Below are 17,175 nucleotides of genomic sequence, written 5' to 3' on the forward strand. Positions count from 1 at the left end.
CTCAGGCATCGGCGACCCCGCCGGGAATCACCTGCACCCGCCGGCCGCCCAGTTCCTCCGGCAGATCCTCCTCCACGGCCGCGGTGATCAGGAGCTGCTCGGCATCGGCGACCAGGGCCGCCAAGCGGGCGCGCCGATGCCGGTCCAGCTCGGCGAAGACGTCGTCGAGGATCAGCACCGGCCAGTCATGCGGGTCGGGCGAGTCGGCCTTGTGCAGTTCCCAGGCGGCGAGTTTCAGTCCGAGCGCGAAGGACCAGGATTCACCGTGTGAGGCGAACCCCTTCACCGGCGTCTCGCCCACGCGCAGGTCGACGTCGTCCCGGTGCGGCCCGGCCAGCGTGAGCCCGCGTTCGCGCTCGGCCCGGCGCAGCCTCGCATACTCCGCTTTGAGTGCCTCAGCCAGTTCCTGTGCGGCATTACGGGCGCCGCCCGGTGAGGTGCGCGCCTCCGCGGCCTGCGCGGTATCCGGCACGGCGGGCTGCTCACTGGGCGCTTCCGCGGCGGATCCGGTCGCGGGACCCGCACCGGCTCCGGCAGTGACGTCCGGGAGTCCGGTACCTCGGGCGGACACACCGCCGGCGGCATCGGCAACCGGTGAGGAGTAGGACATCGCGATGCCCCGCCGATGTTCCTGGGAGGCGCCGGAGATCTGTCCGTAAGCTTCGCGCAACGGTGCGGTCAGTTCCTCGATGAGCGCCAGCCGGGACGCGATGATCTGCCCTCCGGCCCTGGCCAGGGTGTCGTCCCAGACCGAGAGCGTGGTTTCGTGCGTGTCCGTCCAGCGCTGTCCCCGGGCGGACTTCAGCAGCGCATTGCGCTGCCTGAGGGCCTTCTCGTAGTCCCGCATCACCCCGGCCAGCCGCGGTCGGCGGCTGACCAGCAGGCCGTCCAGGAACCGACGCCGCTCGCCGGGGTCGCCCTTGACGATGCTCAGGTCCTCGGGCGCGAAGATCACGGTGCTCAACAGGCCCAGCAGCTCCCGCGGCCGGGCTTCGACCCGGTTGATCCGTGCCTTGTTGGCGCCCTTGGCATTGATGGACACCTCAAGGACCGCTTGCCGCGAAGCCCGGAGCACCTGGGCGCGTACCAGCGCGGTCTCCTTGCCTACCGTGATGAGCGGGGCATCCGAGGAGACCCGGTGGGAGCCTAAGACCGAGAGGTAGCCGATCGCTTCGATCAGATTCGTCTTGCCGACCCCGTTGGGGGCCACCAGGGTGGTGATCCCCGGCTCGAGCGCCATGTCCAGGTTCGGATAGGAGCGGAACGACTGCAGGGACAGACGGCCGACGTACATCAGATGCGGATAGGCATCAGCAGGTAGCGGTAGGAGAGGTCTTCATCGCCCGTCTGCTCCGGCTGCCCGCCGATGACCACCGGCTTCATCTGCTGGGTGAAGGAGAACCGCACGAACGGCTTGTCGATCGCCGAGAGGCCTTCGATGATGTAGCCGGGGTTGAATCCGACGGTGATGGCCTCGCCGCGCAGGTCCGCCGGCAGGGCCTCGGAGGCCTGGGCGTCGTCGCCGGTGCCGGCCTGCAGGGTCAGATCGCCCTCGGTGAAGATGAACCGGATCGGCGTGTTCCGCTCCGCCACGAGTGCTACCCGTCGCACGGCTTCCAGCAGCGAGGCGCGGTCCACCACGGCAGTGATGGGCACCTGCTGGGGGAACAGCGAGCGGACCTTGGGGTACTCGCCCTCGACCAGCAGCGAGGTCGACACCCGCCCGCCGGAGGAGAACGCGATCAGGCCCTTCTGCTCGTGAGAGCTCAGGGAGACCTCGACCTCACCGCCGAGCGTCTTGGACACCTCCGAGAGGGTCCGGCCCCGCACCAGGGCCACGGCGGAGAAATCCGGCCGGCTGGGACGCCAGGTGAACTCGCGGACCGCGAGCCGGTACCGGTCGGTGGCCAGCAGCGTGATGTTCTCGCCCTCGATCTCCACTCGCACGCCGGAGAGGATGGGCAGCGTGTCGTCTTTGCTGGTGGCAATGGTGACCTGGGAAACGGCTTCCTGGAAGCTGCTGCCGGCGGCAACGCCGACGGTCTCGGGCAGCTGCGGAAGTTCAGGGTACGTGTCCACTGGCATCGTCGCCAGGGAGAAACGGCTCGAGCCGCCGGAGACATCGAGCTTCTGCGCCTCGGTGGCCAGCAGCACAGGCTTGGCAGGCATCGCCTTGGTGATATCGGCCAGCAGCTTGCCGGAGACCAGGATGCGCCCGGCCTGCTCGACCTCTGCGCTCACGGTCACCCGCGCGGAGACCTCATAGTCGAAGGCCGCGAGCTTGAGTTCACCGTTGGCATGGGCTTCCAGCAGGATGCCGGTCAGGACCGGGGTGGCCGGCCGCTGTGGCAGGGACCGGGCGACCCAGGAGACAGCCTCGGCCAGCACGTCGCGGTCCACCTTGACCCGGAGCGAGTCGCCGAGGGACTGGGAGGCTTCTTGTTCTGACGACGTCACGCTCTTCCTCCATGGGGCTCGAGCCGATGCGGTGGACGGTTACCGAATGACACTACCGCGCGAGTGTCGCTGCTCCAAGTTCGTGCCGGGAAGTGGTATTGGCGTCCTCCGGGGCTGTCATAGAGCTTCTCGGAACCTCCGCCGGACCCTTGCTTCCCGCACGCCCTGACTGTTCGCCGGCCCTCTTACATCTAGATGGATCTCGCAGTCTTAGTAGGCGCTGTGGATGGTGTGGACGAACCCCGCCGATGCCAGTCCGGACGCGCTCGAGCGGCTCTCGCCAGGATGGGGGAACTATGTGGAGAGCGTCCGCATCACCGGTGGACGGCTGTGGGCGCCGGGTCAGGGAGTGCACAGCGGTCCACGACTGCTCGCAGGCTGTCCACGGTCGGATACCCAGCCTGGACTGACATTCCCACAGAGTTTTCCACAGCTGTGAATGTGCCGTTTCATATCTTGTGCTGCTGTTTGATGCGGTTTGTGAGCTCAGTGACCTGCGTGTAGGTGGTTCGCCGCTCGGCCATCTGCGTGCGGATCTTCTTATTGGCGTGCATGACGGTGGTGTGGTCCCGGCCGCCGAACTCCTGGCCGATCTTCGGCAGGGAGAGGTCCGTGAGTTCGCGGCACAGGTACATGGCGATCTGCCGCGCTGTCGTCAGCGTCCGGGACCGCGAGGTTCCGCACAGGTCGTCGTAGGAGAGATTGAAGTAGTTCGCGGTCATCATGATGATCGTGCTCGCCGTGATCTCCGGCGCCTCTTCCTCCGTGATGAAGTCCTTGAGCACGGTCTGGGCGATGGTCAGGTCGACCGGCTGCCGGTTCAGATTGGCGAACGCCGTCACCCGGATGAGGGCCCCTTCCAGCTCGCGGATGTTCGAGGAGATGCGGCTGGCGATGTATTCCAGGACGTCGCCGGGCACATCCAGCTGCTCCGCCTGCGCTTTGCGCCGGAGGATGGCGATGCGCGTCTCGAGGTCCGGCGGCTGGACATCGGCGAGCAGGCCCCACTCGAATCGTGACCTCAGCCGCTCCTCGAACCCCTGCAGCTGCTTGGGCGGCAGATCCGAGGTGATGACCACTTGCTTCTGCTCGTTGTGCAGCGCGTTGAAGGTGTGGAAGAACTCCTCGACGGTCGCGTCCTTGCCCTGCAGGAACTGGATGTCGTCGATCAGCAGGATGTCGACCTCCCGGTACCGCCGCTGGAACGAGGGGCGCAGCTGATTGGAGGTGGTGCTGTTGCCGATCGAGTTGATGAAGTCGTTGACGAACTCCTCGCTGGAGACGTACTTCACCCGGATGCCCGGGTAGAGCACGCTGGCGTAGTGCCCGATGGCGTGCAGCAGGTGGGTCTTGCCGAGTCCTGATTCGCCGTAGATGAACAGCGGGTTGTAGGCCTTCGCCGGTGCCTCGGCGACTGCGACCGCGGCAGCGTTCGGGAACCGGTTGGATGCGCCGATGACGAATGTCTCGAAGGTGTACTTCGGATTGAGCTCGGCGAGCGGATCGCCGTCCTGAGCCTCCTTGGCCGGCATCCGGTGGGACACCTGCTGCCCGGCGGAGGACGCGCCCTGCCGGCCCATCAGGCCGCTGGTGTCCGGCGGAGCCGCGGCGAAAGCAGCGTCCTCGGACTGCTGAGGCAGGCCCTCTGGCGGCGAGATCCGCGAGACCGGCAGATCGGCGGGCGTTTCGGGGGCGTGCTCCTCGGGTCCGTATGGGCTGGGCTGTGGGTGTGCCTGTGCAGAAGCTGAGGAAACCTGGCTGCTGCCTGTGGGCGACGGCGGCGCGGCAGAGGCGGCGGGCTCTTCGGGAAGCTCCACCTCCAGGGCGGGATCCACAGCGAAGGCGAAAGCCACGGGAAAGCCCAGCGCTTCCGAGAACTCGGCTGCCAGGCGGTCCCGCAGGGGGCCCTCGAGCTGCCGCTTCGTGACGTCGTCCTTGGTCACCATGACGACCATCTCCGAGCCCACCAGGGCACGCGGCGCAGCGAGGCGCAGAGTTCCCTTCTGACGTGGGCTGATGCTCGAGTCTGCGAAGAGGTTCGCGATGACCTGGCGCCATGCGCCGTCGAGCTTCGAGGTGTCGTCTCCCGGCGGGGTGGGTGACTCTAGGGGCACGTGACTTCCTTCATGTGGATCGCGGGCAGGTGCGCGGGCACTGTCTACAGAGTTTTCCACACCCGTGGACAGCGGCACAGCCGGGGAAGCGCGCTATCCACCGTTGTGGAAAACTATGTGGATGTCCATTGTGCACACTCCGGCCGTGCTTCGCATGCATTTGACCGGCCCCTGTGGAGACCCGTAAATTGGATGGGTCTGTGCAAAGGACGATGGGGCGAAGAACGCTCTCAAGGCGTCAGGGTCTTCCCTTCATGAGTGCTCACCGCTGCGCTTACGTTGGCTCTGTTGTATCAGCCCTGCTGTATCAAGGGGTCCTTCGGACACAGGCTCAAGAGATGTTGCCTTAGATCCCGCAAGAGTGGAGTTGACACGTGAGCAAGCACACTTTCCAGCCGAACACCCGGAAGCGCGCCAAGACCCATGGCTTCCGGCTGCGTATGCGCACCCGTTCCGGCCGTGCCATCCTGGCTGCGCGCCGCCGCAAGGGCCGCTCGGCCCTCTCCGCCTGATCTGACGGTTCCCGGCAAAGGAGAGGCGTGCTCGCGCGGGAGCACAGATTGCGCCGTCCGGCGGATTTCAGCCGGACGACCCGCACGGGTCGCCGTTCCGGTGGACGCTTCCTGGTGCTGTACCGCGCGGAACGCCCGGTCGATGAATCCCACGCGCCTCGTGTGGGATTCGTCGTTTCCAGAGCTGTCGGCAACGCGGTGACCCGCAATCGCGTCAAGCGCCGGTTGCGGGCCATCATGCACCAGGAGCTTCGCCGGCTTCCGGAGGGCACCGACATCGTCGTCCGCGCGTTGCCCGCCAGCGCCTCGGCGGACTTCCGGGATCTGCAGCGAAGCATCGAGAAAGCGCTGAGACGGACGGAACGATGAGCGACCGCCTGCCCAGCTCGCTGCCACCGGCGCCGGGGCCCTCGGCCGGGACGATGACCCGGCTCGGGTACCTGCTGCGGATCGGGCCCCGGATGCCCGCGGTCTGGTTCATGCGGGCGTACCGGGCGACGGTCTCGAGAACTTACGGCCCGGTGTGCAAGTACTACCCGAGCTGTTCGCAGTACGCGCTCGATGCGTTCGAGCATGAAGGTCTCCTCCGCGGGACGATGCGCACCGCATGGCGCTTGCTGCGATGCAATCCGTGGAGCAGCGGCGGAGTGGACTATGTGCCCGGCTCGGTGCTGGACCAGCGCTCGAAGATGCTTCGCGGCGCTCCAGGGCCCGGGGACGACTGAGGGCAGCTGAGAAGGGTCCTCACCGGAATGGCAGAATGTGAAACAGTGTCTTGGGCGCAGATCGCCGCAGGCTGACGAAGGAGAAGACACCAGATGGACTGGATAGACACGATCCTCACGCCCATCAAATGGGTGGTGGCCTGGATCCTCGTGCTCTTCCACCAGCTGTTCGAGTGGCTCGGCATGGATCCCGTCAGCGGTTGGACCTGGGTACTGGCGATCACGTGCCTGACCATGGTGGTCCGCACCGCGCTGATCCCGCTCTTCGTCAAGCAGATCCGTTCACAGCGGAAGATGCAGCTCATCCAGCCGGATCTGCAGCGCTTGCAGGCCAAGTACAAGGGCAAGAAGGACCAGTTCTCCCGCCAGGCGATGGCGGAGGAGCAGCAGGCGCTGTTCAAGAAGCATGGCACGAACCCGCTGTCCTCCTGTCTGCCCATGCTGGTGCAGCTGCCGATCTTCTTCTCGCTGTACCGCGTGCTGTTCAACTCCGAGGATGTGGCCCGCGGCGTGCGGGAACCCATCGGCGGGTACAACGCAGAACTGGCCGGTCAGCTGATCAACTCGGAGATCTTCGGCATCCCGCTGCACATCACCTTCCTCGAAGGCGATATGTGGGTGAAGGTGTTCACGGCCGTCCTGATCGTGCTGATGGGCGCCACCATGTTCATCACGCAGAAGCAGATCATGGCCAAGAACATGTCCGAGGCGGCCATGAACAACCCGTTCATGCAACAGCAGAAGATGCTGCTGTACCTGATGCCGGTGGTGTTCGCCGTGGGCGGCGTGTTCTTCCCCGTCTCCCTGCTGCTGTACTGGTTGGTCTCGAATCTGTGGACGATGGTCCAGCAGTTCTACGTCATCCGGCAGATGCCCGCTCCCGGTAGCCCCGCGGAGAAGGCGCTCATGGAGCGCCGCGCGAAGAAGGGCAAGCCCCCGCTTCCCGGCGCCAAGCCGCTGGATGAGGAGAAGCCCGAGGAAACGCCGAAGGGACAGCGCCAGCAGCCCGTGAGCAAGGATCGCGCGAAGAAGCAGGCGAAGAAGCAGTCGGGCAAGAAGAAGTCTTAGAGGAAGTGGATATGAGCGAGAACGTGGACACCCAGGCTCCCGAGGAGTCCCAGCCGGACACGGTCGACACGGTGACCGCCGACTCGACGGAGCCGGCGGAGTCGGCCCCGACCCTCGAGGACGAGGGGGAGATCGCTGCCGACTACCTGGAGGAGTTCCTGGACATCGCCGATCTCGACGGCGATATCGACATCGACGTGGTCGGCGGGCGGCCTCATGTGGCGATCGTCGCCGAGGACGCGGACTCGCGCCTGCGGCGCCTGATCGGACGCGATGGCGAGGTGCTCTCGGCACTGCAGGATCTGACCCGGCTGGCCGTTCAGAGTTCCACGGGCGAACGGTCTTTGCTGATGCTGGACATCGCCGGGCACCGGGAGCAGCGCCGCGATTCGCTGAAGAAGCAGGCGCTCGCCGCGATCGACGAGGTGAAGGAGACAGGCGAGCAGATCGCACTGCCGCCGATGAACTCCTTCGAGCGCAAGGTCGTGCACGACGAGGTCTCTGCGGCTGGCCTGTACAGCGAGTCCGAGGGCGCTGGCGGGGATCGTCACGTGGTGATCCGGCCGAAGGACGACTGATACGCCCATGACAACTCCTGGGCGACCATATTCCGAGACAGGCGTATCGGAATATGAGACAGGCGCCTCCGCTGATACGACGGTGCAGCGAGAGCCGGCTCCGGAGCGTGCCGTGGCCGCTTATTTCGGTGCTGCCGGAAGCCGGCGGGCTCGTATCGAGCAGTACGTCGGGCACCTGAGCACTACGGGCGTGAGCTGGGGCCTAATCGGCCCCAGGGAGCTGCCCCGGATCTGGACCAGGCACGTGCTGAACTGCGCGGCCGTGGGTGAACTCTTCGACCCGGAGGGTGAGCAGGGGCCGGTCGCGGACCTGGGCAGCGGGGCCGGCCTTCCCGGCCTGGTGCTTGCCATCGCTCGTCCGGATGTGTCCATCACCCTGATCGAGCCGCTGGAGCGGCGGGTCGAGTGGCTGGAGATGGTCTGCGATGATCTCGGCGTCGACAACGTTCGCGTGGTGCGCGCACGCGCTGAAGATCTTGTGGACGAGGAGATCTTCTCCGCCGTCACCTCACGCGCGGTGAAGGCGCTTTCCGGCCTGGTGCCGTGGACGGCGCCGCTGCTGAGCCCCGGCGGGCGGATGCTCGCGATGAAGGGCCGCAGTGCGGAGGACGAGATCGAGAAGGCCGGGAAGACACTGCGAAGGCTGCGGCTGGACGGTGCAAGAGTCGTCACAGTGGGCGCTGCCGTCCTGGCAGAGCCAAGCCGCGTCGTCGTGGCGACGCGGCGCTGAGAATTCTCGACGGAAGATTATCTGACTGCGTTTCACGTGAAACATGCATGTGCGTCACCGGCTTACGGCGGTCCCCGTGCGGGCTCCAAGCGCTAAGCTAGTGGGGTAGTAGATTCCCCTCTCATCGGAGACCAGTATGCCCCTGATGGATGACTCGACGCCCCTGGGCGCCGAGCTCGCCCGCGATCAGACCCGAGCGGCACGTCTTCGCGGACGTACCTTCCCCAAGCCCCCGCAGACCAGGGTCTTCACGGTGGCGAACCAGAAGGGCGGCGTCGGTAAGACCACGACGACGGTGAACCTGGCAGCGGCGATGGCGTTCCAGGGACTGAGCGTTCTAGTGGTGGATATCGACCCGCAGGGAAACGCCAGTACGGCGCTGTCGATCCCGCATACACAGGATGTCAATTCCGTTTATGACGTGGTGATCGGCGGAGAGCCGTTCTCGTCCATCGTGCAGGAGTGCCCGGATATCGAGAACCTGCGCTGCGCGCCGGCCACGATCGACCTCGCCGGCGCGGAGATCGAACTTGTCTCCCTGGTGGCACGCGAGCAGCGGCTCAAGACCGCCTTGGACGCTTACCTCAAAGAGGAAGCGGCCGCCGGCCGTCGTGTCGATTATGTCTTCATCGATTGCCCGCCTAGCCTCGGTCTGCTGACCGTCAATGCTTTCGTCGCGGCGAGCGAGGTGCTGATCCCGATCCAGTGCGAGTACTACGCGCTCGAAGGTCTGAGCCAGCTGCTGAACTCGATCCAGCTGATCCAGAAGCATCTCAATCCTGAGCTGTCGATCTCGACGATTCTGCTCACGATGTACGACAGGCGCACGAACCTGAGTGCTCAGGTCGCGGATGATGTGCGCGCGCACTTCCCCAAGCAGGTCCTGGAGAGCACGATCCCTCGTTCGGTCCGTGTTTCTGAGGCACCGAGCTACGGGCAAACAGTCATCACTTATGACACGAACTCAAGTGGAGCGTTGTCGTACCGGGAAGCAGCTGAGGAAATCGCGGAGAGGGCGGTTCGATGACTGAGAAGAAAAAGGGGCTTGGACGCGGCCTCGGCGCACTGATCCCGAACTCGGTGGAGGCCCAGAGGCCTGTGGATGTTTTCTTCCCTGCGCAGGAAGAAGGCAGCAGCCGCTCTGTGGAGTCCAAAGACCCTGCACAGAGCATGCGCGCGAATGTCCGGAACAGAAAGACTCAGCGCAAAGCTGCCCCGACCCGGAGCAAAGCCCCCGGTGCCGATGCCACAGGCGGCACTGCAGCCAAGTCCGCCGACGCCGGTGCGGGTAGCTCGACATCGAAGACTCCGGCGAGGAAGGGCTCACGGACGGCCTCCGGGACCAATCGCGCAACCGGGGGGCGCTCTGGCGGATCGGTCGCAAAGAAGGCGGCCGCTCCCCGTGCGCCGAAGGAGTCGTCGGCCGAGGCTTCAGTCGCCGTTTCACGTGAAACGACAGAAGTCGAAGGGCTCCTCAGCGTCGAGGGCGTCTACTTCGGTGAGATCGAGCTCAGTGACATCGAGCCGAATCCGCGTCAGCCCCGCGATGTATTCGATGAAGACGCTCTGGACGAGCTGGCGCACTCGATCCGCGAAATCGGCGTTCTTCAGCCGGTGGTCGTGCGCGCGGTGCGTGAGACTTCGCCACGCTACGCCCTGATCATGGGCGAACGGCGCTACCGCGCGTCCAAGCTCGCTGGGAAGGCAACGATCCCGGCCATCGTAAAGCAGACCCAAGAGGAGGACCTCCTTCGCGACGCGTTGCTGGAGAACCTGCACAGGGTGGACTTGAATCCGCTGGAGGAGGCTGCCGCATACCAGCAGCTCCTCAATGACTTCGAGTGCACCCAAGAGGAACTGTCAGCAAGGATCGGTCGTTCGCGTCCGCAGATCAGCAACACCCTGAGGTTGCTGAAGTTGCCGCCGCTCGTGCAGCGCCGGGTTGCAGCAGGCGTGCTATCCTCCGGGCATGCGCGGGCTTTGCTCGGCTTGCAGGACGCTTCGAAGACTGAGGTGCTGGCACAGCGCATCGTGGCGGAGGGCCTGTCCGTTCGTGCGACGGAAGAAGCTGTCGCCCTGCTTAACCGCGATGACGATGCGCCGGAGCGGAAGCGGACGCAGCGTGTTTCGAACCCCGAGCTGGATGCGCTTGCGACGAAGATCGGGGACAAGCTGGATACACGGGTGAGTATCAGCATGGGTAAACGTAAAGGCAAGCTCAGCGTTGAGTTCGCCAGCGTGGATGATCTCCGCCGGGTACTGGGAGAACTGGGCCTGGAGTAAGTACATGCCGGGGCGTTGAAGGGGGACCCCACCATGGGCGGGGTCCCCCGGCGTTTCACGTGAAACGTTCGCTGCGGGCGATACACTGCCACCGCGACCGCAGACCGCTGTACCGCGGCAGTGCGAAGCCGTCGCTCCCTGGGAAACGCTGTCGCCGAGAACGTGTTTGCGGTCGGGCGTAGGTGCGGATGATCTGGCATGGGGCGGTGACTTGGCGCTGCTTGGGTCTACGCATATAGGACGTAGGCGGACGCCGGACGTGGGGATGCAACTGCCGTGGGCTAGACCAGGGACTGGGTGGGGCGCTGGGGCGCGCGAGAGGATCCGAGGCGAGGGAGGCACGGGTTGAGAAGAAGACACCGGGCGCAAGAGGAACGCCCCGCCCGTTTCACGTGAAACCTCCATTCACATCGCGGGTCCGTCCGGAGGATCGGGTCGGAACTGCGGCCGCATGAAACATGTGCCACGTGCCTGCCGGTCACGCAGAACAACGCATCTCTGCATGCACAGCACTTTGTCGCTCGCCTATATGGCGCCGATCGGGCGCGCTCAGTGACGCTGGCAGTGATGATGTGGTAGGGGCCCTGGGACTCACATGCTGGGGCTAGGTCTGCCGTTCGTGCATGGTCGCCTTCAGCTGAGACGCGCGGTACCTGGCCTGCCTGAATGCGTGCTCGCGGCAACGGGCCCGGCCGGTGCGGAGGGTAGAGGCACGGATTGCAGGCCCCTCCCGTTGATGCTCGCCTACCGACGGAGGTGTTTCACGTGAAACGGTGGCTAATGGAGCCACGCTTCTCGATGGTGGACGGTGGCGACTCTGAAGGACCGCAGTGCTGTGTAGCTCCTGCGTGCCCATCGGGCGCAGGGAGCACGGGGAGCACGGCATGGGGTCTTAGGGCGGGACGGGCTGTTTCACGTGAAACGAGAGAGATGGCTGTGGCTCCACGACAGCCGGCTTTCGTGGTCTGAAGGAGTCCCGCTCCGGCACGGGAATGCCGCGCGTGAACGATCGACCATGCCAGGCGCAGGCTGAGTGAGCGTGGCCGGTTAACGACTCAACGACGGGCCAGAAGCGTGCGTGAGCGCAACACGTGGCCGCACGGAACGAGAAACGTCATGCGAAAAGTGCACATGCGCGGGGCAGTACCCGGGCGAAGGAGCGGCGCCCGGGACCAGGCGGCGCGAGCGCAGGGCGTGAGCGATCGTGGTACGACGGTAGCGCGAGCATGCGGCGTTCAGGGGACTCATGATGGTGCGGTCCGCATAGACAGGATGGAGAGGACCGCGAGGCGGCTTTCAGGACACCTGACGGGAGGCCATGATGTGGTCGATGCTCATCACACCGGTCTGCGGCTCCGCGTGGTCCGGAAGGTAGAGCCGCTGTACGCCAACCAGGATCGCCTCGGCCACCACATCGCGGAATGCGGGGTTGCCGAGCCGCCGGGAGTCGTACGCACTGGTCTCGTACCCCGCGACCACGTGCACCTTGGGGGTGGACAACTCGCGCAGGGACTCCCAGGTGCGTGCATGGGACCAGCAGTCGTGCAGGTCGGTGCGGGCGAGGATCTCGCGGTGGATCGTCTCGGCAAGAGCCGCGCCCACCGGGCTGACGTCCGGCGCGTCGTCGGCGCTGCCATAGTAGAACGTCGCCAGGCCCGACGCGTGGGGAGATGCGTTGCGATCCGTGCTGATCGAGATCACCACATCGGCGCCGAGCTTGTCGGGAAGACGAGGGTCCGTCTGGCCGACGTCCCGGAGGATGCATGTCGTGCCGATGGCAGAGAATCTGCGATCCAGCCGACGGGCGATGTCCAGCGCCGGCGAATCAGGCCGAGGCCCCGAGGTGCCGAGCATGTCCGCCTCGAGGAACACCCGTTTGCCGGCCAGGGAACTCCCGGCGCGGCTGACGCGTGCCTTCTCACTGAGCGCGAAAAGATTGCCGCCCCCGACGTCCTTGCTGATCTGCGCGAAGCCGCGCAGCGTCGCGGGGCCACAGACGCCATCAGCCTGGAGCCCCAGATCGCGCTGCAACTCGCGCAGCGCCGCATCCGTCCCGTCACCGAATACGCTGTCGATGACATGCGGATACATGCCCAGGCGCCGGAGCCGCGCCTGCAGCTCGGCGACATCGTCCCCGCGGAGCGGGCGTACCGGATCGAAGCGCAGCACGCGGTCGCCCAGACGGTAGCGGGAGTACTCGATGTGCATGAGCGTCTCGGGGCCCAGCACGCCATCGGCGAGCAGTCCTCGCTGCTGCTGGAACTGCCGTAGCACGGAATAGAACCTACGATCGAATACGGTCTCGTCTTCGGCGGCCGGGATGTCGTAGCCGGCCCGCCGCAGCTGGTCCTTCAGCACGGGCAGGCGCGGGTGTGAGTCGCCCACCGTGAGATGGTGCGGGAATGAGCTCTCGGTCATAGTGATCGCCTTACCGGATAGCGGTCCGGCCCCGGTACACGAGCCCGGGGCCGGACCACCACCCTACACAACGACGGATCAGGCCAGAACCTCTTCGACCTCCTGCACCAGTGCGGGCTTGGGCCGTGCCCCGATCACGCTCTTGACGACCTCACCGCCCTTGAAGAAGTACAGCGCTGGGATGGACGTGATGCCGTAGCTGGCAGCCGTCTCCATGTTGTTGTCGGTGTTGACCTTCACGACCTTGAGCTTTCCGGCGTACTCCTCGCCGATCTCCTCCACGATGGGCGAGACCTGGCGGCACGGGCCGCACCAGGGAGCCCAGAAATCCACGAGGACGGGCTGCTCGGAGTCCAGGACCTCCGCCTTGAAGGTGCTGTCGGTGACTTCCTGTGACATGGTGTCTCCTTGGGTTGTTGGTTCAGCTCTGCGCGGCCACGGTGCTGCCGGGCGCGCCGGCCTTCGCCGCAGTGGCGAGGCTGGCGAGGTAGTGCTCGGCGTCCAGGGCGGCCGCGCATCCGGAACCGGCGGCGGTGACGGCCTGGCGATAGACGGGATCGATGACATCGCCGGCGGCGAAGACACCCGGAAGGCTCGTGCGGGAGGACCGGCCATCGACGGCGAGGTAGCCATCGGCTCGCATCTCGAGCTGATCGGAGAACAGCGAGGTGCGTGGATCGGAGCCGATCGCGACGAACAGGCCGGTCACCGGCAGCTCGCTCTGCTCCCCGGTCACGGTGTTGCGAACCGTGAGGCCGCTGAGCTTGTCCTCGCCGTGAATGGCGGCGACCTCGTGATCGAACAGGAACTCGAGTTTCGGGTCCGCCTTGGCACGATCCTGCAGCGCAGCTGAGGCCCGGAGTTCCTGGCGCCGGTGCACCACGGTGACCTTGGCGGCGAAGCGGGTCAGGAAGGTGGCCTCCTCCAGGGCGGAGTCGCCTCCGCCGACCACCGCGATGTGCTGGTCCTTGAAGAAGAAGCCGTCGCAGGTGGCGCACCAGCTCACGCCGCGGCCGGAGAGCGTGGACTCGTTATCCAAGCCGAGCACGCGGTACGCGGAGCCGGTCGCCAGGATGACGGCCTTGGCGTCGACCGAGGTGCCCAGCGCGGTCTCCACGTGCTTGAGTTCGCCGCTGAGCTCAAGCGAGGTGACATCGTCGTACACGATCTCCGCCCCTAACCGTTCGGCCTGGGCGCGCATGTTCTCCATCAGGTCCGGTCCCTGGATGCCCTCCGGGAAGCCCGGGAAGTTCTCCACCTCGGTGGTGTTCATCAGTTCGCCACCAGCGGTGACGGACCCGGCGATCACGAGCGGATTGAGATTGGCACGGGCAGCGTAGATCGCCGCCGTGTAGCCGGCCGGCCCAGAGCCGACGATGACGAGTTCCCTTGCTGTCATGGACCGTTCCTTCTCCTCGATACCGCGTCTACAGTGTTCTCGAACCATCCGATCCGGAACGTTATTCCTTGAGGCTACCGGGTCTGCCTGACCGTGCGGCGTGAGATCGGGAGGTACGCGGCTCGCACCCGCCTCTCGCTCCATACCCTCCACGAGCGGTTCCTCCGTCCTATTCGGCTGCGGCGGAGACCTCGTCGATGACGGCACGATATCCCCCGCCGTCGGCGGGAAGCTCGGTGATCCAGAGGAAGAAGTGCCCGGTCCGGACCGTCTCGTCGAGTTCGATCCGCTCAGTGCCCGAGGGGAAGCTTCCCGTGGCCAGCACCTCGGCCTGTGCCGGATCGTCATCGCCGGCGCGGATCTCGAAGCTTCCGCCGGCCGCGGAGGAGATGAGCTCCACCACACCCAGATCGGCTTCCTCCTCCAGATCCAGGCGCAGACCCAGACCGGACTTCAGATTGCCGAACTCAGGGGAGTTGTAGGTGTCCGTCATCCACGCGCCGCTCACGCCGGGCAGCACATTGTCCACGAGCTCGGGCTTCTCCTCCCCGTCGCCCTCCGGATCGAGGTCCTCCGCGCCGATGACCACGGGGTTCACGAGTTCGGGTTCCGGCTCTTCCTCATCCTCTTCCTCGCCGCCCTGGGGTTCCTCGGTCTCCGCGGTCGGTGCCGGCGGCAGCGCGGACTGCTCACCGTCCCGGTTCACCAGGACCAGCCCCACGACGACCGCCACGATGACGACCGCCGCCAGCACCGCAAGGATGAGGGCGATCCTGCGGCGTCGTTCCTCCTGATCCTCCGGGGCGGGGCCGGTGGACGCCGCGGCGGTGGCAGCCGTGGCCGCCGGTGCCGCGGGTGCGACCTTCACGCCCTGGGAGGCGGGGCGCGGGGTCTTCTCCGGGCCGGGACGCAGGGCGGGCGCTCGCTTCGTCCGGGCAGCCTCGCCACCTTTCAAGCTCAGCGGTGTGCGGGTGCGGCCGTCCCTGCCGTCGCTCGCCGGCGACGGGCCCTCGCCGTCTCCGTGCTCCGCCTGAACGGCCCCACCACCCTCAGCGACGTCGTCACCGGTGTGGTCCTCGGCAGCGGATCCGGCAGGATCGGGCGCAGGCGACGTGGGCGCTGGTGATGCGGGGGCGCCGGGCGGCGGCGGTGCTGCGCCGAGGAGCTCGCTCCGCCCGGCCGGCTCGGCTGCATCGGCATTCTCTGCGGGCGCCTCGATGATGGGCAGTGCCTGGGTGGCGGGAGACTCCTCGCTCTCGGAGCCATGCGCCGGATCCGTCTGCTGGCCGTCGCCGGCCCCAGCCGGCGGGCGGGGCTCTGCCGGAGCAGAGGGTGCCAGGGCGCCGGGGGACATATCGCGTCCGGTCCCGCCCGCGCGGTGCTCACGCTGCCGGGAACGTTCTCCGAGCGCGCGGCGGAGCCGGGCCAGGTCCTCGGCGTCGCGGCGTTCCCGCTCAGCCTCCTGCCGGCGCTGCTCCTCATCGGTCGTGAACATGCCGCCCAGGAACCAGGAACTGTCGTCCTCCTCCTCGGACTCGTCCGCCAGCGGCCCGGCAGCCTCATCGGACGCCGTGAGCTGCTGCGTGTCCTCCCAGGTGGGTGCCGGCTCCAGCGGGTACTCCGCGGCAGGCTCCTCCGGTTCCCAGGCCGGAGTGTGCTTCTCCGCCTCGCGCAGGGCCGCGGCATCCACCGGGAAGGTGGACGCCGCACGCATCGAGAGCACCTCGGCCAGCGGGTCTTCCGGATCAGACTCCATCAAACCGGCAGCCAGGCCCGTGGTGCCGGGCCGCTCGCGGCGGATGCGGCGCATTGCCGCCTGGAGCTGGGCGGGCGTGGCCCGGTGACGATCGCCTCCTGCGGTGGGAGGCCACGGCGTCGCCGATGCCGTTGATGCCCCAGCGGTCTCAGCCGGGGGCTCCGGCAGAGGCTCCGGGGTGACGGGCACCGGCGGGCCGGGCTTGGTCAGCGGCGCGGGCGCCTCCGCGGCGGTGCGCGCGCTCGTGGCCGGTGGCGTGCGTCCCGCCAGGCCCCGCAGCTCCTCCCGGTCCCAGTCGCCGAGGTACTTCGCGAGTTCACCTGGCGACTGCGGACCACGCTCACGACCGGCGAACACATCGTCCAGCAGCCGGGAGAGATCCGCGTCCGCCGTGGCGTTCAGCTCCGTGACCGGCACCGGACGCCCGTCTGCCCGGGGCGCCGGGGGAAAGCCCTCACGCGCTTGCTCCCCGGGCCAGTGCGCCGTGCTCAGCAGATAGAGCAGGTCCAGCAGCGCGAGAGCGTCTTCCCGGCGAGCCTGCGGCATGCTGATGGCGTCCAGATGCGTGGTCGCCGTGTGGTCGGCCACCGCGGCGTCGATCGCCAGCCCGTGCACGTGCACGCCGCCGTCGTTGTCGACCTGCACGGATTCGGGTCCGAGCCGGAGGTGATGCAGTCCGCGGCGGCCGGCGCCGGCCAGGACATCGGCGACCTCACCGGCCAGGGCACGCACCTGCGCGGGTTCCAGCGGCCCGTGCTCCAGGATGGTCCGCAGCCACACGCCGCCGGTGTTCTCGGTGACGCAGAAATCCCAGCCCGCCTCGTCACGGCCCACATCGAGGATCCGCGGCAGCCGGGGGTCGCTCAGCAGCGCTGCGCGCCGGGCGGCGTCGAGCATGTCCCCTGCGGTCTCGGTGGGAGCCACGTACGCGGTGACGGGCTCGTCCAGGATGGCGTCGATGGCGGTGCACACGGTGCCCAGCTCGGGCCGCTCGTGGATCCAGGGGTGCTCCAGATCGGAAACCACATACCGCGCGGCGATCACTGCGCCACGCACGATGCTGTTTCCCACCGAAACCTCCGAACGCTTTGGAATCCTCACGCCGCCGTCGGCGCGGGCGTCCGGGCTGCGGCCC

The 17,175-nt window shown here is 66.9% G+C and carries 15 protein-coding genes; 8 read left to right on the top strand and 7 right to left on the bottom strand.

Going from position 1 to position 17,175, the window contains the following annotated elements; genetic code table 11:
• Window position 1 precedes the first annotated feature (1 nt).
• The 3 genes from IEW13_RS11945 to dnaA all read right to left on the bottom strand — a co-directional run bounded on the left by IEW13_RS11945 (window position 2) and on the right by dnaA (window position 4,571).
• Window positions 2-1,294 carry a DNA replication/repair protein RecF gene (locus IEW13_RS11945; RefSeq protein WP_188551142.1) on the bottom strand — a complete coding sequence of 431 codons (1,293 nt, stop codon included), beginning with the start codon at window positions 1,292-1,294 and terminating at the stop codon, window positions 2-4.
• Window positions 1,294-2,457: a DNA polymerase III subunit beta gene (gene dnaN / locus IEW13_RS11950; protein WP_188551143.1), complete on the bottom strand. Its 1,164-nt coding sequence runs from the start codon at window positions 2,455-2,457 to the stop codon at window positions 1,294-1,296. The genes IEW13_RS11945 and dnaN overlap by 1 nt, the downstream gene beginning before the upstream one ends.
• Window positions 2,458-2,906: 449 nt before the next feature.
• Window positions 2,907-4,571 carry a chromosomal replication initiator protein DnaA gene (gene dnaA / locus IEW13_RS11955; protein ID WP_188551144.1) on the bottom strand — a complete coding sequence of 555 codons (1,665 nt, stop codon included), beginning with the start codon at window positions 4,569-4,571 and terminating at the stop codon, window positions 2,907-2,909.
• 374 nt (window positions 4,572-4,945) lie between these two features.
• Here dnaA and rpmH point away from each other — a divergent pair, with 374 nt between their 5' ends.
• From rpmH to IEW13_RS11995, 8 genes are all read left to right on the top strand, one after another.
• Window positions 4,946-5,083, top strand: a complete 138-nt coding sequence (gene rpmH / locus IEW13_RS11960) for a 50S ribosomal protein L34 (protein ID WP_188551145.1) — start codon at window positions 4,946-4,948, stop codon at window positions 5,081-5,083.
• Window positions 5,084-5,110: 27 nt separating this feature from the next.
• Window positions 5,111-5,452, top strand: coding sequence for a ribonuclease P protein component (rnpA, locus tag IEW13_RS11965; RefSeq protein ID WP_188551146.1), 342 nt, complete (start codon window positions 5,111-5,113; stop codon window positions 5,450-5,452).
• Window positions 5,449-5,808: a membrane protein insertion efficiency factor YidD gene (gene yidD, locus IEW13_RS11970; RefSeq protein WP_188551147.1), complete on the top strand. Its 360-nt coding sequence runs from the start codon at window positions 5,449-5,451 to the stop codon at window positions 5,806-5,808. The genes rnpA and yidD overlap by 4 nt, the downstream gene beginning before the upstream one ends.
• 93 nt (window positions 5,809-5,901) lie before the next feature.
• Window positions 5,902-6,876: a membrane protein insertase YidC gene (gene yidC, locus IEW13_RS11975; protein WP_188551148.1), complete on the top strand. Its 975-nt coding sequence runs from the start codon at window positions 5,902-5,904 to the stop codon at window positions 6,874-6,876.
• An 11-nt stretch (window positions 6,877-6,887) separates the two neighbouring features.
• Window positions 6,888-7,454 (top strand): Jag family protein, encoded by a 567-nt coding sequence (locus IEW13_RS11980; protein WP_188551149.1) that lies wholly within the window; start codon window positions 6,888-6,890, stop codon window positions 7,452-7,454.
• Window positions 7,455-7,566: 112 nt separating this feature from the next.
• A complete protein-coding gene (rsmG, locus tag IEW13_RS11985; protein ID WP_229745125.1) occupies window positions 7,567-8,184 on the top strand; it encodes a 16S rRNA (guanine(527)-N(7))-methyltransferase RsmG in 618 nt (205 codons plus the stop codon).
• Window positions 8,185-8,320: 136 nt separating this feature from the next.
• Window positions 8,321-9,211 carry a ParA family protein gene (locus tag IEW13_RS11990; protein WP_188551151.1) on the top strand — a complete coding sequence of 297 codons (891 nt, stop codon included), beginning with the start codon at window positions 8,321-8,323 and terminating at the stop codon, window positions 9,209-9,211.
• Window positions 9,208-10,467, top strand: a complete 1,260-nt coding sequence (locus tag IEW13_RS11995) for a ParB/RepB/Spo0J family partition protein (protein WP_188551152.1) — start codon at window positions 9,208-9,210, stop codon at window positions 10,465-10,467. The genes IEW13_RS11990 and IEW13_RS11995 overlap by 4 nt, the downstream gene beginning before the upstream one ends.
• A 1,296-nt stretch (window positions 10,468-11,763) precedes the next feature.
• Here the strand turns inward: IEW13_RS11995 and IEW13_RS12000 are convergent.
• From IEW13_RS12000 to IEW13_RS12015, 4 genes are all read right to left on the bottom strand, one after another.
• Window positions 11,764-12,885, bottom strand: a complete 1,122-nt coding sequence (locus IEW13_RS12000) for an N-acetylmuramoyl-L-alanine amidase (protein WP_188551153.1) — start codon at window positions 12,883-12,885, stop codon at window positions 11,764-11,766.
• 78 nt (window positions 12,886-12,963) lie between these two features.
• Window positions 12,964-13,284: a thioredoxin gene (gene trxA, locus IEW13_RS12005; RefSeq protein WP_188551154.1), complete on the bottom strand. Its 321-nt coding sequence runs from the start codon at window positions 13,282-13,284 to the stop codon at window positions 12,964-12,966.
• Window positions 13,285-13,306: 22 nt separating this feature from the next.
• Window positions 13,307-14,284: a thioredoxin-disulfide reductase gene (gene trxB / locus IEW13_RS12010; RefSeq protein WP_188551155.1), complete on the bottom strand. Its 978-nt coding sequence runs from the start codon at window positions 14,282-14,284 to the stop codon at window positions 13,307-13,309.
• 169 nt (window positions 14,285-14,453) lie between these two features.
• Window positions 14,454-17,111 (bottom strand): hypothetical protein, encoded by a 2,658-nt coding sequence (locus IEW13_RS12015; RefSeq protein WP_188551156.1) that lies wholly within the window; start codon window positions 17,109-17,111, stop codon window positions 14,454-14,456.
• Window positions 17,112-17,175 lie beyond the last annotated feature (64 nt).

Origin of the sequence: Sediminivirga luteola (assembly GCF_014639315.1) — a bacterium.
Classification (GTDB): Bacteria; Actinomycetota; Actinomycetes; order Actinomycetales; family Brevibacteriaceae; genus Sediminivirga; species Sediminivirga luteola.